The organism is Kitasatospora sp. NPDC127035, from assembly GCF_042726075.1.
In the GTDB taxonomy this organism is placed as follows: domain Bacteria; phylum Actinomycetota; class Actinomycetes; order Streptomycetales; family Streptomycetaceae; genus Kitasatospora.
Genome location: NZ_JBHXDN010000004.1, coordinates 152,627 through 176,324, shown reverse-complemented (window position 1 = coordinate 176,324; position 23,698 = coordinate 152,627). Strand labels below are relative to the sequence as shown.

At 74.5% G+C, this 23,698-nt stretch carries 19 protein-coding genes; 10 read left to right on the top strand and 9 right to left on the bottom strand.

Translation table 11 applies throughout. From position 1 onward, the window contains the following. Positions 1-5: 5 nt before the first annotated feature. From ACFWIC_RS03850 to ACFWIC_RS03835, 4 genes are all read right to left on the bottom strand, one after another. A complete protein-coding gene (locus ACFWIC_RS03850; RefSeq protein WP_380515545.1) occupies positions 6-2,174 on the bottom strand; it encodes a 3-hydroxyacyl-CoA dehydrogenase NAD-binding domain-containing protein in 2,169 nt (722 codons plus the stop codon). A 25-nt stretch (positions 2,175-2,199) separates the two neighbouring features. Then, positions 2,200-3,414, bottom strand: a complete 1,215-nt coding sequence (locus ACFWIC_RS03845; RefSeq protein WP_329879370.1) for an acetyl-CoA C-acetyltransferase — start codon at positions 3,412-3,414, stop codon at positions 2,200-2,202. Between the two features lie 134 nt (positions 3,415-3,548). After that, positions 3,549-4,691: an acyl-CoA dehydrogenase family protein gene (locus ACFWIC_RS03840; RefSeq protein ID WP_380515542.1), complete on the bottom strand. Its 1,143-nt coding sequence runs from the start codon at positions 4,689-4,691 to the stop codon at positions 3,549-3,551. Positions 4,692-4,759: 68 nt separating this feature from the next. After that, positions 4,760-5,920, bottom strand: coding sequence for a CaiB/BaiF CoA transferase family protein (locus ACFWIC_RS03835; RefSeq protein ID WP_380515540.1), 1,161 nt, complete (start codon positions 5,918-5,920; stop codon positions 4,760-4,762). 260 nt (positions 5,921-6,180) lie between these two features. Here ACFWIC_RS03835 and ACFWIC_RS03830 point away from each other — a divergent pair, with 260 nt between their 5' ends. The 4 genes from ACFWIC_RS03830 to ACFWIC_RS03815 all read left to right on the top strand — a co-directional run bounded on the left by ACFWIC_RS03830 (position 6,181) and on the right by ACFWIC_RS03815 (position 10,084). Beyond that, positions 6,181-7,236, top strand: a complete 1,056-nt coding sequence (locus tag ACFWIC_RS03830) for a hypothetical protein (protein WP_380515537.1) — start codon at positions 6,181-6,183, stop codon at positions 7,234-7,236. After that, positions 7,233-8,561, top strand: coding sequence for a sensor histidine kinase (locus ACFWIC_RS03825; protein ID WP_380515535.1), 1,329 nt, complete (start codon positions 7,233-7,235; stop codon positions 8,559-8,561). The genes ACFWIC_RS03830 and ACFWIC_RS03825 overlap by 4 nt, the downstream gene beginning before the upstream one ends. After that, a complete protein-coding gene (locus ACFWIC_RS03820; protein WP_380362670.1) occupies positions 8,558-9,295 on the top strand; it encodes a response regulator in 738 nt (245 codons plus the stop codon). Before ACFWIC_RS03825 ends, ACFWIC_RS03820 begins: the two co-directional genes overlap by 4 nt. A gap of 129 nt (positions 9,296-9,424) precedes the next feature. Continuing rightward, on the top strand, positions 9,425-10,084 hold the full coding sequence (locus tag ACFWIC_RS03815; RefSeq protein WP_329879376.1) for a Pr6Pr family membrane protein: 660 nt from the start codon (positions 9,425-9,427) through the stop codon (positions 10,082-10,084). Between the two features lie 61 nt (positions 10,085-10,145). On the opposite strand, the gene ACFWIC_RS03810 is transcribed toward ACFWIC_RS03815, so the two are convergent. Further along, on the bottom strand, positions 10,146-10,517 hold the full coding sequence (locus ACFWIC_RS03810; protein ID WP_329948123.1) for a toxin Doc: 372 nt from the start codon (positions 10,515-10,517) through the stop codon (positions 10,146-10,148). Between the two features lie 61 nt (positions 10,518-10,578). Beyond that, entirely contained in the window at positions 10,579-10,791 is a 213-nt protein-coding gene (locus tag ACFWIC_RS03805; RefSeq protein ID WP_329879377.1) for a hypothetical protein, read from the bottom strand. Between the two features lie 600 nt (positions 10,792-11,391). On the opposite strand from ACFWIC_RS03805, the gene ACFWIC_RS03800 reads away from it, so the two are divergent. Next, the gene (locus ACFWIC_RS03800; protein ID WP_355401816.1) at positions 11,392-12,885 is read left to right on the top strand and encodes a S41 family peptidase; all 1,494 of its coding nucleotides are present in this window, start codon (positions 11,392-11,394) and stop codon (positions 12,883-12,885) included. Between the two features lie 127 nt (positions 12,886-13,012). Here ACFWIC_RS03800 and ACFWIC_RS03795 read toward each other — a convergent pair whose 3' ends face one another. Next, entirely contained in the window at positions 13,013-14,620 is a 1,608-nt protein-coding gene (locus ACFWIC_RS03795; protein WP_329948091.1) for an ABC-F family ATP-binding cassette domain-containing protein, read from the bottom strand. An 809-nt stretch (positions 14,621-15,429) separates the two neighbouring features. On the opposite strand from ACFWIC_RS03795, the gene ACFWIC_RS03790 reads away from it, so the two are divergent. The 4 genes from ACFWIC_RS03790 to ACFWIC_RS03775 all read left to right on the top strand — a co-directional run bounded on the left by ACFWIC_RS03790 (position 15,430) and on the right by ACFWIC_RS03775 (position 19,967). Then, positions 15,430-16,668, top strand: a complete 1,239-nt coding sequence (locus tag ACFWIC_RS03790) for a hypothetical protein (protein ID WP_380515531.1) — start codon at positions 15,430-15,432, stop codon at positions 16,666-16,668. A gap of 178 nt (positions 16,669-16,846) precedes the next feature. After that, entirely contained in the window at positions 16,847-18,484 is a 1,638-nt protein-coding gene (locus tag ACFWIC_RS03785) for an ABC-F family ATP-binding cassette domain-containing protein (protein WP_329948093.1), read from the top strand. A gap of 107 nt (positions 18,485-18,591) precedes the next feature. After that, a complete protein-coding gene (locus ACFWIC_RS03780) occupies positions 18,592-19,269 on the top strand; it encodes a nitroreductase family protein (protein ID WP_329879382.1) in 678 nt (225 codons plus the stop codon). 74 nt (positions 19,270-19,343) lie between these two features. Then, a complete protein-coding gene (locus ACFWIC_RS03775) occupies positions 19,344-19,967 on the top strand; it encodes a GNAT family N-acetyltransferase (RefSeq protein ID WP_329879383.1) in 624 nt (207 codons plus the stop codon). Positions 19,968-20,024: 57 nt separating this feature from the next. On the opposite strand, the gene ACFWIC_RS03770 is transcribed toward ACFWIC_RS03775, so the two are convergent. Together ACFWIC_RS03770 and ACFWIC_RS03765 are read right to left on the bottom strand one after the other, a co-directional pair. Further along, the gene (locus ACFWIC_RS03770) at positions 20,025-20,981 is read right to left on the bottom strand and encodes an aldo/keto reductase (RefSeq protein ID WP_380515527.1); all 957 of its coding nucleotides are present in this window, start codon (positions 20,979-20,981) and stop codon (positions 20,025-20,027) included. Positions 20,982-21,090: 109 nt separating this feature from the next. Further along, complete coding sequence (locus ACFWIC_RS03765; RefSeq protein ID WP_380515525.1) at positions 21,091-21,819, bottom strand: GDSL-type esterase/lipase family protein; 729 nt, start codon at positions 21,817-21,819, stop codon at positions 21,091-21,093. Positions 21,820-22,021: 202 nt separating this feature from the next. On the opposite strand from ACFWIC_RS03765, the gene ACFWIC_RS03760 reads away from it, so the two are divergent. Further along, the gene (locus tag ACFWIC_RS03760) at positions 22,022-23,554 is read left to right on the top strand and encodes a carbohydrate binding domain-containing protein (RefSeq protein WP_329948096.1); all 1,533 of its coding nucleotides are present in this window, start codon (positions 22,022-22,024) and stop codon (positions 23,552-23,554) included. Positions 23,555-23,698: the final 144 nt, after the last annotated feature.

Here is a 23,698-nt window from a genome sequence, read left to right as displayed (position 1 = left end):
GTACGTCAGTCCTTGAAGGTGCGGCCTTCGGCGGCGATCCGCTCCAGCAGGGCCGGCGGCGCGAACCGCTCGCCGTACGCGGCGGCGAGTTCGCGGGCGCGGGCCGCGAAGCCGGCCGGCCCGCCCGGGTAGCCGTTGACGTACTGGAGGACGCCACCCGTCCAGGCCGGGAAGCCGATGCCGAGGATGGAGCCGACGTTGGCGTCGGCGACGGAGGTGAGCACGCCCTCCTCCAGGCAGCGGACCGAGTCCAGCGCCTCGCTGAACAGCATCCGCTCCTTGAGGTCCTCGAAGGGGACCTCCACCGAGGCCCGGGTGAAGTGCTCGCGCAGACCCGGCCAGAGCCGGCCGCGCCTCCCGTCCTCGCCGTACTCGTAGAAGCCGGCGCCGCCGCTGCGGCCGGGGCGGCCGAACTCGTCGACCATCCGGTCCACCACCGCGTCGGCGGGGTGGGCGGTCCACTCGCCGCCGGCCGCCTCGACGGACCGCCGGTACTCGTCACGGATCTTCCGCGGCAGGGTGAGGGTCAGCTCGTCGAGCAGTGACAGCACCTTGGCGGGGTAGCCGGCCTGGGCGGCGGCCTGTTCGACGGTGGCCGGGTCGACGCCCTCACCGACCATCGCCACGCCCTCGTTGAGGAACTGGCCGATCACCCGGGAGGTGAAGAAGCCGCGCGAGTCGTTGACCACGATCGGCGTCCGGTCGATCTGCCGGACCAGGTCGAAGGCGCGGGCCAGCGCCTCGTCCCCGGTCTGCGGGCCGCGGATGATCTCCACCAGCCGCATCCTGTCGACCGGCGAGAAGAAGTGCAGGCCGATGAAGTCGGCGGTGCGCTCGACGCCCTCGGCGAGCAGCCCGATCGGCAGCGTGGAGGTGTTGGAGCAGAGCAGCGCGTCCGGGGCGACGACGCCCTCGATCTCCTGGAACACCTTGTGCTTCAGCTCGGGGTTCTCGAAGACGGCCTCGATCACCGCGTCGCAGCCGGCCAGGTCGGCGGCCTCGGCGGTGGGCGTGATCCGGGCGAGCAGTTCGTCGCGCTGCGCCGCGGTGGTGCGGCCGCGGGCCACCGCCTTCGCCAACAGGCCCTCGGAGTAGGCCTTGCCGCGCTCCGCGGCCTCGACGGTGACGTCCTTGAGCAGCACCTGGAGGCCGGCCTTGGCGCAGGCGTGGGCGATGCCAGCGCCCATCATGCCGGCGCCGAGGACGGCGACCTTGCGGACCGTCCGCTTCTCGAAGGAATCCGGCCGGCCGGCACCGGAGTTGACCGCCTGCATGTCGAAGAACAGGGCCTGGATCATGTTCTTGCTGGTCTGTCCGCAGGCCAGCTCGGTGAAGTAGCGGGCCTCGATGACCATGGCCGTGTCGAGGTCCACCTGGGCGCCCTCGACGGCGGCGGCGAGCACGTTGCGCGGCGCCGGGTAGGGGGCGCCGGCCAGCTGCTTGCGCAGGTTGGACGGGAACGCGGGCAGGTTGGCGGCGAGCGCCGGGGTGCTGGGCGTACCGCCGGGGATCCGGTACCCCTTGACGTCCCAGGGCTGGACGGCGGTCGGGTTCGCCTCGATCCAGGCACGCGCTCGGGCGGTCAACTCCTCCGGGGTCTCCACGAGTTCGTGGATCAGCCCGTTGTCGAGCGCCTGCGCCGGCCGGTACTGGCGGCCCTGCAGCAGCACCTTGAGCAGCGCGTCGGTGATGCCGAACAGCCGTACCGTGCGGACGACTCCGCCACCGCCGGGCATCAGGCCGAGGGTGACCTCGGGCAGGCCGATCCGGCTGGCGGGCGTGTTCAGGGCGATCCGGTGGTGACAGGCGAGGGCGAGTTCCAGGCCCCCGCCGAGCGCACTGCCGTTGATCGCGGCGACCACCGGCTTGCCCAGGGTCTCCAGGGCACGCAGGGCGCGTTTGATGCGCATCGACTTCTCGAAGACGGCGGCGGCGTCCTCGGAGCGGGCGACGGAGAGCAGCTTGAGGTCGCCGCCCGCGAAGAAGGTCTTCTTGGCGGAGGTGACGACGACGCCGCGCAGTTCCTCGCCGAGGCCGGCCAGCCGGGCGACGGTTGCCTCGAAGTCGGCCGTGAAGGCCTCGTTCATGGTGTTGACGGACTGGGTGGGGTCGTCGAGGACGAGGGTGACCACGCCGTCCTGGTCCTGCTCCCAGCGGATGGTGGTGTCAGACATGGGATCTACGTCTCCAGGAGGGGGGTCAGATGCGCTCGACGACGGTGGCGATGCCCATACCGCCGCCCACGCAGAGGGTGGCCAGGCCGTAGCGGAGGTCGCGCCGCTCCAGCTCGTCGATCAGGGTGCCGAGGATCATCGCGCCGGTGGCCCCGAGCGGGTGGCCGAGGGCGATCGCGCCGCCGTTGACGTTCACCTGCTCGGGCGAGAAGCCCATCTCGCGGATGAACCGCAGGGCGACGGCCGCGAAGGCCTCGTTGATCTCGACCAGGTCGATGTCGGCGGCGGTCAGTCCGGCCTTGGCGAGCGCCTTGCGGGTGGCGGGGGCCGGACCGGTGAGCATGATGGTCGGCTCGGAGCCGGAGACGGCGGCGGAGACGATCCGGGCGCGCGGGCGCAGCCCGTACCGCTCGCCGATCCCGCGGTTGCCGATGGCGACGAGGGCCGCGCCGTCCACGATGCCGGAGGAGTTGCCGGCGTGGTGGACGTGGTCGACGGCCTCCACCCAGTGGTACTTCTGCAGGGCGACGGCGTCGAAGCCGCCTGCCTCGCCGATGGTGGCGAAGGAGGGCTTGAGTCCGGCCAGCGTCTCGACGGTGGTGCCGGGGCGGATGAACTCGTCGCGCTCCAGGACGAGCAGGCCGTTGCGGTCGCGCACCGGGACGACCGAGCGGTCGAAGAGGCCGTCGGCCTGGGCCTTGGCCGCCCGGGCCTGGGACTCGGCGGCGAAGGCGTCGACGTCGGTGCGGGAGAGGCCCTCGATGGTGGCGATCAGGTCGGCGCCGACGCCCTGCGGGACGAAGTAGCCCTCGTAGTTGGTCATCGGGTCCATCGCCCAGGCGCCGCCGTCGGAGCCCATCCTGACCCGGGACATCGACTCGACGCCGCCGGCCAGGACGAGGTCCTCCCATCCCGAACGGACCTTGGCGGCGGCCAGGTTGACGGCTTCGAGACCGGAGGCACAGAAGCGGTTCTCCTGGACGCCGGCCACGGTGTCGGGCAGGCCGGCCGCGATGGCGGCGATGCGGGCGATGTCGGAGCCCTGGTCGCCGATCGGGCTGACCACACCGAGCACGATGTCGTCGACCGCCGCCGGGTCCAGGTCGGGGAAGCGGCGGCGCAGTTCGTGGATCAGGCCGACGACGAGGTCGATCGGCTTGGTGCCGTGCAGCGAGCCGCCGGCCTTGCCCCGGCCGCGCGGGGTGCGGATCGCGTCGTAGACGTACGCTTCGGTGGTCACGGTGAGGAGCCTTTCAGACGCGGAGGGTTGCACGGGTGTCCGGGCGGTCGGAAGCCGGTCGGAGCGAGGGGCGGACGGTCGGGCGGACGAGCGGACGGCCGGCGGCGGGCCGGCGGCGGGGCGGGCGGGCGCGGTCAGCCGAGGAGGGAGCGGCCGACGATCTCCTTCATGATCTCGGTGGTCCCGCCGTAGATGGTCTGGACACGGCCGTCGGTGAACGCCCGGGCGACCGGGTGCTCGGTCATGTACCCGTACCCGCCGTGGAGTTGGAGGCATCGGTCGGCGGTCCGCTTCTGCAGTTCGGTCGCCCACCACTTGGCCATCGAGGCGTCGGCCGGGGTGAGCGCGTAGCGGTTGTGCTCGGTGATGCAGCGGTCGACGAAGGCCCGGGTGACCGCGCACTCGGTGGCCAGTTCGGCGATCTCGAAGCGGACGTGCTGGAGCTTGGCCAGCGGCCGGCCGAAGGCCTCGCGCCGCTTGACGTACTCCGTGGTGATCTCGACCAGGTACTCGGCGCCGGCGATCGCGGCGGCCGCGATGGTGAGCCGCTCCTGGGCGAGGTTCTGCATCAGGTGGACGAAGCCCCCGTTCAGCTCGCCGAGCAGGTTCCCCTTGGGGACGCGGACGTCCTGGAAGAACAACTCGGCGGTGTCCTGGGCCTTCTGGCCGATCTTGTCGAGGTTGCGACCGCGCTCGAAGCCCGGCATCCCGCGCTCGACCACCAGCAGGCTGAGGCCGTGCGAGCCGCCCTCGGGGGTGGTGCGGGCGACCACGACCACCAGGTCGGCGAGGATGCCGTTGGAGATGAAGGTCTTGGCGCCGTTGAGCAGGTAGTGGTCGCCGTCGTCGACCGCCCGGGTGCGGATGCCCTGGAGGTCCGACCCGGTCCCGGGCTCGGTCATCGCGACGGCGGTGATCAGCTCGCCGCTGCAGAAGCCGGGCAGCCAGCGGCGCTTCTGCTCCTCGGTGGCGAGCGAGGTGAGGTACGGGCCGATGATGTCGTTGTGCAGGCCGAGCGCCAGCCCGGAGGCGCCGGCCCGGGCGAACTCCTCGGCGAGCACGGCGGCGTAGCGGAAGTCGGCGGTGCCCCCGCCGCCGTACTCCGCGGGGACGGCGAGCCCGAGCAGACCCTGGCGGCCGGCGGCCAGCCAGGCCGCGCGGTCGACGATGCCGGCCTTCTCCCAGCGGTCGTAGTGCGGCTGCACCTCCTTGGCGAGGAAGGACCGGACGGTCGCCCGGAAGTCCTCGTGCTCCTCGGTGAAGAGATCACGTTGCACGGTGGGCTCCTTGGGGGGAAGGGTCGAGGGGGTGGCGGCCGGGCGGGGGCCGGGGAAGGGGCGAGCCGTCAGCCGGCGCCCGGGGGTCCGGCCGCCAGGGAGGGCACGCCCCAGTCGCGGGCGACCTCGGCGGTGTCGGCGCCCGGGCGGGCGGGCGGGCGGCGCAGCGCCCCCGGGGTGGCGGAGAACCGCGGGGCGGGCGCGGGCTGGGTGACGCCGTCCACCTCGACGTAGGTGGAGCGGCTCACCAGGTGTGCGTGCGAAGCGGCCTGACGCATCGTCAGGACCGGTTCCACGCAGGCGTCGGAGCCGGTGAAGACGGCCTCCCACGCGGCCCGGGTGCGGCTCGCGAACCGGGTGGCGATGCGGGCCCGCAGCTCGGGCCAGCGGTCGGTCTCCCACTGGCCGGGCGCGTCCGGGCCGAGCTCCAGCAGTCGCGCGAACTCGGCGTAGAACTGCGGTTCCAGCGCACCGACCGCGAGGTGGCCGCCGTCGGCGGCCTGGTAGACGGCGTAGAACGGGGCGCCGCCGTCGAGCAGGTTGGCGCCCCGCCGGTCCTGCCACCGGCCGGCGGCGAGCAGGCCCTGAAGGACGGCGGTGAGGTGGGCGGCTCCGTCGACGATCGCGGCGTCGACGACCTGGCCGGCGCCGGTCGCGCGGGCGTGGTGGAGCGCGGCGAGCAGGCCGACGACCAGGTAGAGCGAGCCGCCCGCGTAGTCGCCGAGGAGGTTGGCGGGGACGGCGGGCGGCTCGTCCGCGCCGCCGCCCGCCCGGCCGACCAGGCCGAGCACCCCGGCCACCGCGGTGTACCCGATGTCGTGGCCGGCCCGGGCGGCCAGCGGCCCCTGCTGCCCCCAGCCGGTCATCCGGCCGTACACCAGCGCCGGGTTGCGGGCGTGGCACTCCTCGGGCCCGACGCCGAGGCGTTCGGCGACGCCGGGGCGGTAGCCCTCGATCAGCAGGTCGGCCCGGGCGGCCAGGTCGAGCACCCGCGCGGGCCCGTCGGCGGACTTGAGGTCGACCACCACCGAGCGCTTGTTGCGGTTGGCGACGTCGTACGCCGGCTCGATGCCGAGCGGCGAGGGCTCCGGGCGGTCCACCCGGACCACGTCGGCGCCGAGATCGCCCAGCAGCATGGCGGCGAAGGGGCCGGGGCCGATCCCCGCGAGTTCGACCACGCGGACCCCGGCCAGCGGGCCGCCGTTCCCACGCACACCACCGTCACGCACGGGCGCCCCTGCCCCTCCGAGGTCTGACAGTAAAGCTGTCACACCCGCGATGATAGGGAAGCGACCCGTCGGTAACAAGACCTTCGGACCCGCCCCGCCCGGTGCCGCACGCCGGTCGGACCGGAGCCTGCCCGGGGCCGCCCCGCACCTCCCGCTCCTCCCCCGGAACCGTGCCCTCCCCGCCGGATCCCCCTGGCGGGGGAGGCGGATCCCGTTCACGGAGGACGCGCCGGCGGTCCCCCGCGCGGGAGCGTGGCCGCATGACCTCGACGACCGCGCTCCGTCCGGCCCCGGCCCCCGCCGCGCCGCCCGTCGGCCGGGTACGCGCCGCGGCGGCCGTGGTGGCCGTCGCCGCGACCCTGCCGTACCTCGCCCTCAAACTGCTCTGGCTCACCGGCCACCCGGTCGGGGCCGGTGACGCCGACGCCATGGACGACCTGTGGCTGGTCAACCTGCTCACCTTCGGCATGGACGCGATCGCCGTGGTGCTCGCGCTGTCCTTCGTCCGGCCGTGGGGCCGGCGGGCCCCGGCCGGGCTGCTGGCCTTCCCGATGTGGGTGGCCACCGGGCTGCTCGGCACGATCCTGGTGGCGCTGCCGCTCTTCCTGCTCACCACCGTGGTGCTCGGCCCCGAGGAGCCCGCGGCCGGTGCCGACGACGGGCCGAGCGGCTGGATCTTCCCCGTGGTGTACGGCGGGTTCGCCGTCCAGGGCCTGGCCCTGATCACCGGGTTCCTGCTGTACGCGCGGCAGCGCTGGGCCGGGCTGCTGCACGACCGGATCGGCGACCTGCCCCGCTCCCCCACCCTCACCGTCCAGCGGACGTTCGCCTGCGTGGCCGCGCCGCTCGCCGCCGGGGTGGCCTCGGCCCGCCTCTACTGGGCCTTCGGCGGGCACGCCGGGCTGCCGCTGGAGTGGCGGGAGCAGCACAGCCGGGGCGTCGCGGTGATGGACGGGGTGACCGCCGCGGCGGCCGTAGCGGCGGCGGTCGCGCTGCTCCTCCTGGTGTTCCGGATCCGGCCCGGGTGGCGGCTGCGGGTGCCACTGGCGGTGGCCTGGACGGCGGCCGGGTCGATCTTCGGCTGGGGGTCGTGGCAGCTGGTGGCGTTCGGAACGACCACCGAGGTGGCCGGGCTCGGCCGGGCCGTGCCCGGGCTGCTCCCGCTGGTGGAGTCGGCGCAGGTGGTGACCGGCCTGCTGGTGCTGACGGTCGGCGCGATCGCCCTGGTCGAACGCGCGGCGGCGCTCCGGGGGGCCGCCCGGAAGGCGCCGGACCTCGGCCGCTCCCGTACTGCTGACGTAGAGTCTGCGCAGTGATCACGGGGGCGAGCACGGGGACGGACGCGGACGCGGGCGCGGGGAAGCGACCGGGGACGGGCGCCGGCAGGGGCGCGGCGGTACGGCGGGCGGCGGGTGCGCTGTTCGGGCGGCGGGCCCGGCTGCGCTGGGTGCACCTGGTCCTGGGCGGCGCGCTGCTGATGCCGTACTGGATGCTCTCGGCCGTCGTCCTGGGCAGCCTCGACCAGCGCAACGGCCCGCTGCGCCAGCTCCTGCTCCACTTCGCCGCCCTGGGCCTGTCGCTCCCGATGGCCGCCGTCACCGCGCTGGTGCCGATCGCCCGGGCCCTGGAGGGCGCCGCCGCGCGGGCGCTCTGCACGCCGGCCCGCCCGGACGAGGTGGTCACCGGCCCGGCCCGGTCCTGGGCGGCCCGGCGGCGGACCGCCGCCTGGTACGTCCTGCACGTGCTGTTCGGCGGCGTCGTCAGCGGCATGACGCTGGCCGGGGCACCGTTCGCGATGGTGCTGCTGTTCTCCCCCACCGGGCTGGAGGAGCTGGTCCAGTTCTGGGAGGACCGCGGCTTCCCCGGCTGGCTGCCCGGCCCGCTGACGGGCCTCGCACTGCTCGCCCTGATCGTCTCCACCAGCGCGGGCCTCGGCGCGCTGCTCGCCCGCTGGGCGCCCGTCCTGCTCGGCCCGACCCCGGACGAACGCGTGGCCGCCGCCGAACGGCGCGCCACCGTCCTCGCCCAGCGCAACCGGCTGGCCCGCGAGCTGCACGACTCGGTCGGGCACGCGCTCAGCGCTGTGGGCATCCAGGCCTCGGCTGCCGCCCGGGTCCTGCGGACCGACCCGGACTTCGCCGCCGAGGCGCTGGCGGCCATCGAGGAGACCGCGCGCGGCGCGGTCGCCGAACTGGACGCCGTCCTGGGCCTGCTGCGGGAGGAGGACAGTGCGGAGGCCGGGCCCGCCGGGCCCACGCTCGCCGGGCTGGACGACCTGCTGCGCCAGCTGGCCCGCACCGGGCTGACGGTCGACGCCGAGCTGTCCCCCGGCCTGGACCGGCTGCCGGCCGCGTTCTCCCGCGAGGCGTACCGGATCGTCCAGGAGGGCCTCACCAACGTGCTCCGGCACGCCGGCCCCGCGCCCGCACGGCTGCGGGTCGGACCGGTCGGCGGGCGGCTGGAGATCGAACTGACCAACCCGGTCGGCCCGGCCCGGCCCAGCCGCCCCGGCGGCGGGCGCGGGCTGCGCGGGATCGGCGAGCGGGCGGCGGCGCTGCGCGGCGGCTGCGAGGCCGGGCCCGCGGACGACGGGACGACGTGGCGGCTGGCCGTCTGGCTGCCGGCAGGAGGAGAGCGATGAACGTTGCGAGCACCGGAGGCGCCGTGAACACCGCAGTCACCGAGGGCACCGGGGGCACCGGCGATCCGGCGGGCGGCACCGTCCGGGTGGTGATCGCCGACGACGAGCGGCTGGTCCGGACGGGCCTGCGGGTGGTGATCGACGCCGAGCCGGACCTCACCGTGGTCGGCGAGGCCGCCGACGGCGCCGAGGTCGTGCCGCTGGTGCGCCGACTGCGCCCGGACGTGGTGCTGATGGACGTCCGGATGCCCGGCATCGACGGCATCCGGGCCACCGAGCAGCTGGTCGGCGGCATGGCCGACCCGCCCAGGATCCTGGTCGTCACCACCTTCGAACACGACGACCACGTCTACGACGCGCTGCGGGCGGGCGCCGCCGGGTTCCTGCTGAAGCGGGCCCGCGCGGAGGAGATGGTGCAGGCGGTGCGGCTGATCGCGCGCGGCGACTCGCTGCTCTTCCCGGCGGCCGTGCGCGAGCTGGCCCTCCGGTACGGCTCGGCCGACAAGCCCACGGAGCGGGACCGCGGACCGATCGGGCGGCTCACCGAGCGGGAGGGCCAGGTGCTGCGGCTGATGGCGGCCGGGCTCAACAACGGCGAGATCGCCGCGAAGCTCGTCGTCAGCCAGGAGACGGTCAAGACGCACGTCGGCAGCGTGCTCGCCAAGCTGGGCGCCCGGGACCGCACCCAGGCGGTGATCGCGGCGTACGAGTCGGGCTTCGTCCTGCCGGGCTGAGCCACCGGGGCGGGCGGGCCGGCGAGCGGGACGTTTCTTCCACCCCGGGCCTACCGGCGGGTAGAGTGCGGCCTTCGCCTCCCGACCGTCCGATACCTCCCGTATCGCCTGAAACGAACTGGTGACCGTATGTCAGTCCGGACCAGCCCGGCGCTCTGGTGGCGCCTCGGCATCGTGCTCTCGGCAGGCCTCGGCCTGACCCTCCAGACCGCGCCGCTGGTGTACTTCACCATCCAGAGCAACGTGATCGTGCTCGGCTACTTCATCGGCGCCGTCTACTGGATGGTCAAGCGCGGCACCGTCGACGCCCCCGCGCCCCGCCTGCGCGGCGCCGCCACGCTGTACATCCTGATCACCGGCCTGGTCTCGCACGTCCTGCTGGAGCACGGCGCCAACCCGCTGCCCGGGCTCTTCGACGGGCCGGACAAGCTCCAGCACTGGTCGTCGTTCTTCCTGCACTACGTCACGCCGGTGCTGGTCATCGCCGACTGGCTGGTGCTCCGGCCGCGCAACGCTTCCTCCTGGCGGGACATCCCGCTCTGGCTGGCGTTCCCGCTCGGCTACGCGGGGATCGTGCTGGCCCGCAACGCGCTGTTCTCCAACTACCCGATGCCGTACCCCTACTTCTTCTTCGACCCGACGACCGAGGGGTACGGCTACGTCTGGGGTCAGATCGCGCTGCTGACGGTCGAGTTCGTCGTCCTGGGTGCCGTCGTGGTGGGGCTGGACCGGCTGGGCACCCTGGTCGCCGGCAAGCTCCGCCGGACCGCCCTCCCTTCCGAGGCCTGACCGCGCCGCTCCCCCGCCCCCACACCCGTCCCGTCCTCGCGGCGGCCGGCCCGGACCCCGCTCAGATCCTCCAGGAGCGGACCCGGTCGGCCGCCGCGAACACGTCCGCCCGCCCCTCGCCGATGTCCCGCGCCAGCTCCACCAGCGCGCCGTACGGCGGGTCGATGCCCTCCCCGGCCGCGTGCATGTACGCGGCCGTGGTCATGCAGGCGTAGAGGTTGTTGCGCACCGGCAGCGGCCTCAGCAGCACGATGGTGTGCATCAACGTGGCCGCGCACCAGGCCGGATCGGCGTCGTGGCCGAGCTGCGCGGTGTTCACCCGGTGCCGCGCGACGGCCGCCTGCAGCGCCGAGTAGTCGCGCACGCTCAGGTCCTCGGGCGAGGCCTGCTCCTGGATGTCGAGCAGCCAGCGCAGATCGACGCGCAGCAGCATCATCGCGGCACCCTTCCCGCCCCGCCCGCCCCGGCCGCCCGGCCCGCGCCCCTACGCACGCTCACGCCGCCGGCGCGTCCTCCGGGAACGCCTCGTCGAACTCCTCCCGGTGCGCGTTCCAGAACGCCACCGCGTGGTCGACGAACACCCGCCGCTGCTGCTCCCGCACGCTGAGGTCGTGCACGTACGCCTTGACGCTCTTCCCGTCGGCGGCCGCCGCCTCGCGGATGGCGGCGAGCTCGTGCTCCGTGTACTCGATGTTGAGCGCTGGCATGGCGCCGATGGTACTGGAGCGTACGGGAGTTGGGTACCGGACCGGCACCGCGCGGACGGCACCGGGGCCGCGGTGGCCGGCAGCCCCGCCGACCGACGGGCGGGGCTCGTCCGCGGGATTCACGGCCGTACGCCTCCGGGCGGAGGCGGGGCTGAGGCGGTGTACCTCTGGGGTCCCGGTGGGGACCGCCCTGCGGGTGGACGTGCGGACGTGCGCCGGATCCGTACCGTCGGTCGTGGGCGGCGGAGGGGTTCCGCGGGGGAGGCCCGGACCTGGGGGCGGGGTCCGGTCCGGGTTTCAGGGGTGGCGGGTTCGGCGACGCCGCACGGGGGGCGGGGGCCGCGGCGACGGCGCCGGCCTCGGGAGCGGGCGCGGGCGGAGGAACCGGACGGCCGCCGCGACTCGGCGCTCACCGAGGCCCGGCGGATCCTCGCCGGTCCGGCCGGGTAGCACCGCACCCACCGCCGCAGCCCACCCGCCCCGGCACGCACCGCAGCCCACTGCACGCAGCACGAACGCCTGCGGGCCCTCGGCGGCGGAGGCCGCGGCACGCAGGACCCGGCACGACAGAGGCACCACCCGAGCAACCGGAGACGGACGATGAGGCACAGGAACACCCCGGCCAGGACGACCGAGCGGCGCACCCGACCCCGCGCCGCGGCCAGGACGGCGGGAGTCGCGGCAGTGGCGCTCGCGGTGACCGCGGGGGCGGTCGGTGCGGCCCGGGCCGCACCCGCCGCGGCGGACGACGCGAGGCGGCCGGGCGTCGGCCGGCTGGCGGGCGCCTGGCAGGTGGACGGCTACGGGACGATCGTCGAGTTCACCGGAACCGCGCTCACCACCTACGACGTGACCCGGATCAGTTGCACCCCCGGCCGGGTGAGGGCCGAGCAGGTCGGCCCCCCGGGGCCCGGCGGGGCCGTCAGGTTCGGCTCGCCCGGCAAGGCCTACGGCGAGCTGACGGTCACCCCCGACGGCCGCAACCGGGCCGTGTACAAGGACGACGGGGCCAGCGCGACCAAGGACCTGGCCCGGCTGCCGGGCGGCCTGCCGGCGCTCTGCCGCCGGCCAGCGCCGCAGGACCCTTTCTCGGCCTTCGACCGGTTCTGGGCGACCTTCGAGGAGAACTACCCGTTCTTCGCCGCCAAGGGCATCGACTGGCACGCCGTCGGAGCCACCCAGCGGGCACGGATCACCGCGCAGACCACCGACGACGATCTCCAGCAGATCTTCGTCGACATGCTCCGGCCGCTCGGGGACGCCCACACCGCGCTGGCCCGCAAGCGGGCCGACGGGGGGCTCGGTGCTGTCTTCGCCGGTCAGCGGCCGGGCACCCGGGAGCCCACCGACGAGGTGCAGGAACTGGCGGCGAAGGCCGTCGCCGCCCAACTGATCGCCCCGGAGCGGACGTTCGGCCGGGGAGCGCTGGGCGTCGGCGAGCTGCCCGGCGGGATCGGCTACCTGCGGGTGAGCGCCTTCGACGGGTACGTCGACGACGGCGGGTACCCGGCCCACGCCGCCGAGCTGGACCGGGCCCTGGACACGCTCCTGGCCCGCCCCGGGCAGCTGCACGGTCTGGTGATCGACCTCCGGCTGAACGGTGGCGGCTCGGACGAGCTCGGGCTGCGGATCGCCGCCCGGCTGACCGACCGGCCGTACCTCGCCTACCGCAAGGTCGCCCGGAACGACCCGGCCGACCCGACCCGCTTCACCGCCCCGCAGCACGTCCCGGTCCGGCCGGCCGCCGCGACGCGGTTCACCGGCCCGGTGGCCCTGCTCACCGCCGGTTCGACGGTGAGCGCGGGCGAGACGTTCACCCAGGCGCTGATGGAACGGCGCCCGGCGGCGGTCCGGATCGGCGAGAACACCCAGGGCGTCTTCTCCGACATCATGTTCAAGCCCGTCTCGGACGCGTTCACGGCCGTCCTGCCGAACGAGAAGTTCCTCACCCGTGCCGGCACCACCTTCGACGGCCCGGGCATCCCGCCGGACATCGCGACCCCGGTCTTCACCGACGAGGAGCTGAGCCTGGGACGGGACTCCGCCCTGACCACCGCCCGACGCGTCCTCGGCGGTGCTCCCCGCGCGGAGTAGGTGGTGGACCCGCCACCCTGCGGGTCCACCACCCCGGCGCGCCACCACCCCGGCGCACCGGTGTCTCGGTGCACCGGCGTCTCGGCCCGGGCGCCGACCCGCGCCGACCGGGCCGAGACACCGATCGTCACATCGGCTCCACCCTCCTCAGCTCGCCGTCCAGCTCCAGCCAGCGGGTGATCCCGAGGCCGCGCAGGAACGGCAGGTCGTGGCTGGCCACGACCAGGGCGCCCCGGTAGGCGGCGAGCGCCTGGGTGAGCTGGCGGACACTGGCCAGGTCGAGGTTGTTGGTCGGCTCGTCGAGCAGCAGCAGCTGCGGCGGCGGGTCGGCCAGCAGCAGCGCCGCCAGCGTCGCGCGGAACCGCTCGCCGCCGGAGAGCGTGGCGGCGAGCTGGTCGGCCCGGCCGCCGCGGAACAGGAAGCGGGCGAGCCGGGCCCTGATCGCGTTGTCCCCGGCACCGGGCGCGAACAGCTTGACGTTCCCCGCGACCGTCAGGCCGTCGTCCAGCAGGTCGAGCCGCTGCGGGAGGTGGCGCAGCGGCACCGGTGTGGTCACCTCGCCCTGCAGCGGGGCGAGTTCACCGGCGATGGTGCGCAGCAGGGTGGTCTTGCCGGATCCGTTGCGGCCGACCAGGGCGATCCGCTCCGGTCCGCGCAGGTCGAGGTCGGCGGTGGCGCCGTAGGGCAGTCGGACCTTGTCCAGGGTGAGGACGGTGCGGCCCGCCGGAACGGCGGTACGGGGCAGGTCGATCCGGATCTCGGCGTCGTCCCGGACCGCCTCCTCGGCGGTGGTGAGCCGGCGCCTCGCCTCCTCCAGTCGCTCGGTGTGCATGCCCTGGAGGCGGCCGGCGGTCTCCTGGCCCTGGCGCTTGAGCTTCCCGGCGAAGATGTGCGGATCGTTGCGGGTGACCGAGCGCTTCCTGCCGTAGCTCGCGCTGCGATCCAGCTTGGTCCGCGCCTCGGTGAGGTCCCGCTTCTGGCGCTCGACGTCGGCCTCGGCGCTGCGCAGGAGCCGCTCGGCCGTCTCCTGCTGGGCGGCGACGGTGCGCTCGTACTCGGCGAAGTTGCCGCCGTACCACGATACCTGCCCGTCCCTCAGTTCGGCGATCTGGTCGACGTGTTGGAGCAGCTCGCGGTCGTGGCTGACGATCACCATCACGCCGCCCCAGCCGGCCACCGTCTCGTAGAGCCGCTCGCGGGCGGCCCGGTCGAGGTTGTTGGTCGGCTCGTCGAGCAGCAGGACGTCGGGACGGCGCAGCAGCAGGGCGGCGAGGCGCATCAGCACCGCTTCCCCGCCGGAGAGTTCGCCGGTGGTGCGGTCCAGGTCGAGCCGGTGCAGGCCGAGCCGGTCGAGGAGGGCGCGGGCGCGCTCCTCGACGTCCCAGTCGTCGCCGACCGCGTCGAAGTGGCGCTGGTCGGTGGAGCCGGCCTCGACGGCGTGCAGGGCCTCGCGGACGGCCCGGACGCCGAGCGCCTCGTCGACCCGCAGGGCGGTGTCCAGGGTGAGGCCCTGCGGCAGGTAGCCGATCTCCCCGGCCGCCTTGACGGTGCCGGAGGCGGGGGTGAGTTCACCGGCCAGCAGCCGCAGCAGGGTGGACTTCCCGGCGCCGTTGAGCCCGATCAGTCCGGTGCGCCCGGGGCCGACCGCGAGGTGGAAGCCGTCGAGGACGGGCCTGCCGTCCGGCCACTCGAAGGAGAGGTCGGTGCAGAGGAGCGAGGTGGTGGGTTGTGCCATGGAAGCCTCCCGGGCATTGCCGGACGTGGCCGGTCACCGGCCGTGGTCGTGGAGCGGCCCGACGGCCGTCCGGCGGGGACGCGGCCGTGGAACGGCGGCGTCGCGGAACGGCGGTGCGGTCGCGGGGCGACTCGGGGTCGCAGGGCAACACGGGAGACACCGCGGGGGGAGGCGGAGGCCGGAAGGGGTGGGCCGGGAACGGGCGACCGGGGTCGTCAGCAGGACGGGGGACGCCGGGTCGGCTCACCACTGAGGTCGGGCACTCGCACACTCACGGACCGCGGGCAGCGACATGGCTGCGGCGCGGCGGGGGCGGTGTCTCGGGACCTCAGTAGAGCAACGGCCTTCTCCTGTTCTGGCGGCTGACGGGGACCAAGCTACGAAGGCGCGCAGGGCCGTGCAACCGGTTTTCCCCCGACGGTCCCGCCGACCGGGCGCCGACGTGGGGATCCACCGCTCGCCCACCGATCCGCAGGCCGCCCCGCCCCCCTGCCACCAGCTCTGCCCTGCCCTGCCCTGCTCTGCCCTGCTCTGCCCTGCTCTGCCCTGCTCTGCCCTGCTCTGCCCTGCTCTGCCCTGCTCTGCCCTGCCGCCCGCCCCGGCGTTCCGTCGGGCGTTCCGTTCAGTGTTCCGTTGGGCGTTCCGTGCCGATCGCGTGCCGATCCGGTGACAGCCGCGCCCCGGACCGCTCCGGGGACCGGGACCGGTCCGCACCGCGTGGCAGACTCCTCCCCTGCCACAACCGCCACACCCGCGGGCTTCCGGGCCGCGCGGCGCCGTGGCGTGCATCCACAGGGGGAACTGAACACATGTCACCGATATCCCGGGCGACGCGCGCCGCGCTGGGCGCCTCCGTCGTCGCACTGACCGTGGTCGTCGCGACCGCGTGCGGCCCGGAGAACACCGACCCGGTCGCGGCGCCGACCGCCGCGGCCACCGCCGGAACCACCGACAAGCCGGGTGCGGCGCCGCTCAAGCTGCCCAGCGTCGACGAGCTGAAGAAGTGGAACTTCGACGACTGGGACAAGTGGGCCCAGCAGAACGTGATCACCCCGGCCGTCAAGGGCTACTGGGACCTGCAGAAGATCCTGAAGGCCAAGCCCTACAAGCCGGGCCCGGGCGGGCAGCCCACCGCGCAGCCGACGGCCGCCCAGCCCACCGGCGCGGCGCCCACCCAGCCGCCCGCGCAGCCCACGGCCCAGCCCAGCCGGCCGGCCCAGCCGACCACGCAGCCCCCGGGGGACGGCGGCAACGACCCGCAGCCGAAGCTGATCGAGGAGAAGCCCGTCCCGCACCCGTTCGCGAAGCAGTACCACGTGAACGGCAAGCTGTTCTTCCAGAAGGGCAGCGAGGAGTACGTCTGCTCCGGCACCGTGGTCTCCGACCCGGCCAACCCCGGCCGGAGCAACCTGGTGTGGACGGCGAGCCACTGCCTGCACGGCGGCAAGGGCGGCAAGTACCACACCAACATCACCTTCGCCCCGGCGTTCAACAGCACCGGTGCGCTGAGCGGCGGCAAGCAGGGTTCCCTCGCGCAGGCCGAGCCGTACGGCGAGTGGGGCGCGGTCGCGGGCGTGATCGCCCCGCAGTGGGCGGGCGAGGCGGACCCGGAGAACGGCGGCCCGTGGAGCCAGTACGACTTCGGCATCCTCCGGGTGGCCAACCCGGACGGCAGCGGCAGGTCCCTGGAGGAGGTCGTCGGCGGCTCGGTGCCGATCTGGTTCAACGCCCCGCGTGACCAGATCACCGCCGTGAGCAGCTACGGCTACCCGGCCGGCAAGCCCTTCGACGGCATGGAGCTGGAGCACTGCGACAGCGGGAAGCCGGCCCGCCGCTCGATGGACCCGGCCCGCCCGACGATGCTGATGACCGGCTGCAACGGCACCGGCGGCGACAGCGGCGGCGGCTGGTTCACCACCAAGGACGGCAAGCAGGTGCTGGTCTCGGACACCTCCATCGGCGGGTCCGACAACACCTGGGAGGCCGGCCCGTACCTGGACGACGTGGCCCAGCACGCGCTGGACTACTTCTCCAAGAAGAGCAAGTGACCTCGGGCACGTTCTGAGCCCGCCCCCGCCGGGGCCGCAGCACCTCCGCTGCGGCCCCGGCGGCGTTCCCGACGGTCCCGGACGGCAGTTCCCCCGCACCCCTCGCACGCGCCCCCGGCCGGCGGTCCCCGGCCTCCCCCGCACCGGGCCCCGCGGCCCGCCTAGAATCGGGTCCATCATGAGCGCCACACTCGTCGTCAAGGACCTCGCCGCCGGCCACGGCGAGCGCACCCTCTTCTCCGGCCTGGACCTGGTCGTCGCCCCCGGCGACGTGATCGGTCTGGTCGGCGTCAACGGGGCAGGGAAGTCGACCCTGCTCCGCCTGCTGGCCGGCCTGGACACCCCCGAGGGCGGCTCGCTGCGCCTCAGCCCGGCCTCCGCCAACATCGGCCACCTCCCCCAGGAACCGGAGCGCCGCCCGGGCGAGTCGGTCCGCGACTTCCTGGCCCGCCGGACCGGGGTCGCCGCCGCGCAGGCCGAGCTGGACGAGGCCACCCAGGGCCTGGTGGACGGCGTGGCGGGCGCCGACGACGCCTACGCGTCGAGCCTGGACCGCTGGCTGGAGCTGGGCGGCGCCGACCTGGAGGAGCGGGCGGAGGAGGTCGCCGACTCGCTCGGGCTGAAGGTCTCCCTCGACCTGCCGATGACCGCGCTCTCCGGCGGCCAGGCCGCCCGGGCCGGTCTCGCCTCGCTGCTGCTCTCCCGCTACGACGTCTTCCTGCTCGACGAGCCCACCAACGACCTCGACCTGGAGGGCCTGGAGCGGCTGGAGTCCTTCGTCAAGGGTCTGCGCGCGGGCACCGTGCTGATCAGCCACGACCGCGAGTTCCTGGCCCGCACGGTGACCAGGGTGCTGGAGCTGGACCTGCACCAGCAGCAGGTCAACCTGTACGGCGGCGGCTACGACGCGTACCTGGAGGAGCGCGCGACGGCCCGTCGGCACGCCCGTGACGAGTACGAGGAGTACGCCGACACCAAGGCCGGTCTGGAGGCCCGGGCCCGGATGCAGCGCGGCTGGATGGAGCACGGCGTGCGCAACGCCCGCCGCAAGTCCTCCGACAACGACAAGATCGGCCGCGCGATGCGGACCGAGTCCACCGAGAAGCAGGCGTCCAAGGCGCGGCAGACCCAGCGGATGATCGAGCGGCTGGACGTGGTCGACGAGCCCCGCAAGGAGTGGGAGCTGCGGATGGAGATCGCCACCGCGCCGCGCTCCGGTTCCGTGGTCGCCACCCTGCGCGGGGCCACCGTCCGGCGCGGGGACTTCGTCCTCGGCCCGGTGGACCTCCAGATCGACTGGGCCGACCGGGTCGCCATCACCGGCGCCAACGGCGCCGGCAAGTCCACCCTGCTGGCCGCACTGCTCGGACGCCTCGAACTCGACTCCGGCAGCGCCGCCCTGGGCTCCGGCGTGGTGGTCGGCGAGGTGGACCAGGCACGCGGGCTGTTCCTCGGCGGGGAGCCGCTGTCCGACGCGTTCGCCGCCGCCGTACCGGAGTTGTCGCCGGAGGAGGTGCGCACCCTGCTGGCCAAGTTCGGCCTGAAGGCGGTGCACGTGAGGCGCCCCGCCGGCACCCTCTCCCCGGGTGAGCGGACCCGGGCCGCGCTCGCGCTGCTCCAGGCGCGCGGGGTGAACCTGCTGGTGCTGGACGAGCCCACCAACCACCTGGACCTGGCCGCCATCGAGCAGTTGGAGTCGGCGCTGGCCTCCTACACCGGCACGCTGCTGCTGGTCACGCACGACCGCCGGATGCTGGACACCGTCTCGGTGAACCGGCGGATCGAGGTCGGCGGGGGCCGCGTGCAGGAGAGCTGAGGCGCCCGGCCGTCCGGGCGCGAGCACCGGTCCGCGCGACCGGCCCGGGGATGTGGTCCGAACCTGACCCCTTCCCCGGCCGGTCGTCATGTGCTGTGCTGTCGCCCATGGTTGACAGCACTGTGGCAGCCGGGACGCCGTACCCGAGCGTCCCGCTCCGCCCGATGACGGTGCCCGCCCACGAGGCCGGGGCACGGAGCAGGTCCTTCCACGACGTGATGGCGCAGCGCCGGACCGTCCGCGACTACTCGACCCGTCCGATCCCGGACGACGTGGTCGAGTGGGCGATCCGTACCGCCAACACCGCGCCGAGCGGCGCGCACGTCCAGCCGTGGCGGTTCGTGGTGATCACCGACCCGGAGCGCAAGCGGCGGCTGCGCGAGGCCGCCGAGGCGGAGGAGCGCGAGTTCTACGCCCACCGGGCCTCCCCGGAGTGGCTGGCCGCACTGGCGCCGATCGGCACCGACTGGGAGAAGCCGTTCCTGGAGGACGCCCCGGCCGTGATCGTCGTCTTCGAGGTGCACAAGGGCCCCAACTCGCCACGCCCGTACTACACCAAGGAGTCGGTGGGGATCGCGGTCGGCCTGCTGCTCGCCTCGCTGCACCAGGCGGGCCTGGCCACTCTCACCCACACCCCGAGCCCGATGAAGTTCCTCAACGAGGTGTGCGAACGGCCCCTGGAGGAACGGGCCGCCTACGTGATCCCGGTCGGTTACCCCGCCGAGGGGGCGCGCGTGCCGGATCTGCAGCGCAAGGAGCTCGACGAGGTGCTGGTGCGCCTCTGACGCGCCCCCGGGCGGTGCCGCCGCGCGGCGACGGCCGGTGGTGACAGGTACAGGACGTCGCCATAATCGCTGTCATGAGCCACGTCATGCCACAACCGTGCGGGGACGTGCCCAGGCCCGGGACTCCGCGCACCGCCCCCGGGGCGGTCACCCCCGGCCGGCCGCCGGAACTCCTGCGGCCGGCCGGGGGCATCACGCTGCACCGCCGGTCCCCCGCCCACGCACCCGCGCTCAACGCCGCAGTCCGGGCCAACCTGGAACACCTGCGGCCCTGGCTGGAGTGGGCCGCCGAGGCACCCACCCCCGCCCAGACCGCCGAACTCGCCGTGGCCGGCTCCGCGGCCTGGGACGCCGGCACCGACTTCATCTACCTGGTCGGCCTGGACGCCGAACCCGGGCGGGTGATCGGCTCGTTCGGCCTGCACGGGCGGATCGGCCCGGGCGCGCTGGAACTCGGCTACTGGCTGAGCGCCGACCACCTCGGGCGGGGCATCGCCACCACCGCGGCCGGGGCCGTGACGGAGGCGGCGCTGGCCCTGCCCGGCATCGGGCGGATCGAGATCCACTGCGACGAGGCCAACACCGCCAGCGCCGCCGTGCCGCGCAGGCTCGGCTACCGGCTCGACCGGGTCACCGGCGCCGCGCTGCGGGCACCGGGCGAGACCGGGCGGAAGATGGTCTGGGTCAAGGGGCACTGAGCGCGGCCGGGCGGGGCCGTCGCCGCCGGGCCGGGCGCGGCCACCGGGCGGGGCGGTTCAGTACCGCCCGCCGGTCGGCGCCGGCAGCGCGTCCAGCTCGGCGAGGTCGGCCGCCGAGAGCACCAGCTCGGCCGCCGCCGCGTTGTCGACCAGGTAGCGCGGCGTCCTGGTGCCCGGGATCGGCAGCACGTACCGCCCCTGCGCCAGCACCCACGCCAGCGCCACCTGGGCGGACGTCCCGCCGACCCGCTCCGCGACCGCCCCGACCCTCTCCACCAGCGCCAGGTTCGCCTTCAGGGCGTCCTGCTGGAAGCGCGGCAGCGAGCGGCGGAAGTCGTCCGCCGGCAGCTCGTCGAAGGACGAGATGCTGCCGGTCAGGAAGCCCCGGCCGAGCGGCGAGAACGGCAGGAAGGCGATGCCCTCCGCCTCGGTGTACGGCAGCACCTCGGCCAGCGCGTCCCGGGTCCAGAGCGACAGTTCGGACTGCACGGACGCCACGGGGTGCACCGCCTGCGCCCGCTTGATCTCCTCGACACCCACCTCGGAGAGCCCGATCCGGCGGGCCTTGCCGGCCTCGACCGCCTCGGCCAGCGCGCCCCAGGTCTCCTCGATCGGCACCTCCGGGTCCACCCGGTGCAGCTGGTACAGGTCGACGTGGTCGGTGCCGAGCCGGCGCAGGCTCGCGTCGATCGCCTGCCGGACGTGCTCGGGCCGGCCGTTGCGGACCACCCGCTCGGTGCCGCTGCCGGGCACCAGTCCCACCTTGGTCGCCAGCACCGCACGCTCCCGGTGGGGGCCGGCCAGGGCTGCGCCGACCACCTCCTCGTTGCTGTACGGGCCGTAGATGTCGGCCGTGTCGATCAGCGTGACGCCGAGGTCCAGGGCCTGCCGGATCACGCCGATCGAAGTCTCGTCGTCGCGGCTCTGCGGGTCGTAGGCCCAGGTCATCCCCATGCAACCGAGGCCGATCACTCCGACCTCGGGGCCCTCGCTGCCGAGCGTGGCATTGCGCATGACGGTTCTCCTTCGTGGGTCAACGGCGGGTGGTTCGGCTCCCGGCGGCCCGGAAGCGGCACCGGGTGGCTCACCGGTGAACAGCCTGTCCCTTCGAGTGCGCTCTAGGTCAAGCCCGGCCGGCCACCGCGGCGTGTCGCACCCGGCCGTCCGCCAGCCACTCGCGGAACCCTCCCCGCAGCACCAGCTCCGCCAGCCGCCCGTACCCGCCCGCGCCCGGGTGCGCGCCGTCCCCGGCGAGGGCCTCCGCGACCCAGAGCGGATCCTCGGCCAGTGCGCGCGTCACGTCGACGAACGGCACTCCGCGGGCGCCGCAGAGGGCGGCGATCCCCTCGGACAGCTCCAGCTGCCGGGCCAGCCGCTCCTCGCCGCCGTCGGCCACCGGGGGCGGTCCCACCACGAGGGCCGCGAAGCCGCGTTCGCGGGCACCGTCGAGGAGGTCGGCGACGTTCGCCAGGCACTGCTCCGGCTCGACCCGGGGGCGGCCGTCCTCGATCGTCGTGTCGTTGGCGCCCACCGACAGCACCAGCCGGTTGTCCGCCCCCGGCAGTGCGCGCACCCCCGTCTCGGTCCAGCAGCGGGCCAGCACGTCGGCCGAGGTGTTCCGCCGGACGCCCAGGTTGAACACGGTCACGCCGGCGGACCGGGCGCCCCCGCCCTCCTCCGCGCCGACCCCGCCCGCCGAACCGACCCCGCCCGCCGCGCTCCCGGCCAGGTCGGCCCAGGTGGCCGCCATCACCCGGCCCACCCAGCCACGGAACTCCGGGTCGCCGACGCCCTGGGTGAAGGAGTCCCCGATGAAGCAGATGCGCAGATTCCTCGTCATGTCTCCGGTCATGCCGGAACCTTAAGGTCCACGTAAGCCCGGCTGCGACCCGCCTCCGATGCATCGGAGGTTCTTGACGTGCCCAGGAGGTCTAGTCCAGTTTGTTGGGCAGCACCGCGCAACTCCCCCACCGGACCACCTTCTCCACCGCCGCCCGTCGCGCCACCTCCCCCTCGCGCGACGGGCGGCGGCCCCGTCCCCGAGAGGCACCCCCATGCCACGCGCGCCCCACGACGCCCCCGCCCGACACCGCCGACCGTCCACCCGGACCAAACTCCTCGGCCTCGCCGGCGCCGTCGCCCTCGCCGCCGGCGGGCTCGCCACCATCGCCGGGAACGCCGGTGCGGCGGACGGGAACCTGCTCGGCAACGCCGGGTTCGAGAGCGGCACGCTCGGCCCGTGGAGCTGCTCCGGCACCACCGGCAGCGTGACCGGCTCCGGCGCCCACGGCGGCTCGTACGCGCTCCGGGGGGCCGCCGGGAGCAGCGACACCGCGCAGTGCGGCCAGACCGTCGCGGTGCAGCCCGGCACCAAGTACACGCTGAGCGCCTGGGTCCAGGGCCAGTACGTGTACCTCGGCGCGACCGGCAACGGCGTCACCGACCCCGCCGTCTGGACGCCCGGCGGGAGCGGCTGGCACCAGCTCTCCACCACCTTCACCACCGGGCCGGCCACCACCGGCGTCACCGTCTACCTGCACGGGTGGTACGGGCAGGGCGCCTACCTGGCCGACGACGTCACGCTCTCCGGGCCCGGCGGCACCCCCAGCACCCCGCCGCCCACCACCGCACCGCCGACCACCGCACCGCCCACCAGCACCCCGCCGACCACGCCGAACCCGACCGGCCCGACCACCCCGGCGCCGGGCGTGGCTCTCCCGGTGGCCCCGTACATCGACATGGGCGCCTGGCCCACGCCGTCGCTGCCCGCGATGGCCGCGGCCGGCAACCTCAAGTCCTTCACCATGGGCTTCGTCACCGGAGTCGGCTGCAGGGCCAGCTGGTTCAACGCCTACGACCCGCGCACCGGCTGGGCCAAGGAGCAGGTCGACGCGCTCCGCGCGGCCGGCGGCGACGTCAAGGTCTCCTTCGGCGGCGCCGGCGGCACCGAACTCGCCGCGGCCTGCACCACGGTGGACTCCCTGTTCGCCGAGTACGAGGCCGTGGTGAACGCCTACGGCCTGCGCCACGTCGACTTCGACATCGAGGGCGCCGCGATCGCCGACACCGCAGCCAACGAGCGCCGGTCCGCCGCACTGGCCCGGCTGCAGAAGGCCCACCCCGGGCTGAGGGTCTCGTTCACCCTGCCGGTGCTGCCCGAGGGTCTGACCGCCGAGGGCGTCGCCATCGTCCGCTCGGCCCGGGACGCCGGTGTGAACGTCGACGTCGTCAACATCATGGCGATGGACTACTACCGGGCCGGCACCGACTACGGCGACGCCGCCGTGCAGGCCGCGCAGTCGCTGTACGGACAGCTCAAGGTCCTGTACCCGGCGAAGAGCGACGCCCAGCTGTGGGCCACGGTCGGGGTCACGCCGATGATCGGCGAGAACGACGACCACCAGGTCTACGACCAGGCGGACGCCCGGCAGCTGGTCGCCTTCGCCCGGCAGCACCACCTCGGCATGCTGTCCTTCTGGGACGCCACCCGGGACGCGAACGCCTGCACCGGCGGTCTGTTCAAGTGCACCAACATCCCGCAGCAGCCGTACGAGTTCGCGAAGATCCTCGCCCCCTACGCCGGCTGACCCGCCGGCGCTCCGACGCGCACCCGGGTGCCGGTGGTTCCCCCCCTCCTCCGGGCGGGAACCACCGGCACCGGCACGTCCGGGACCTCCCGCCCCCCTCCCCGGATATTCGATCGTGCGTTCCCGAGCCTCCCGCTACAGTCC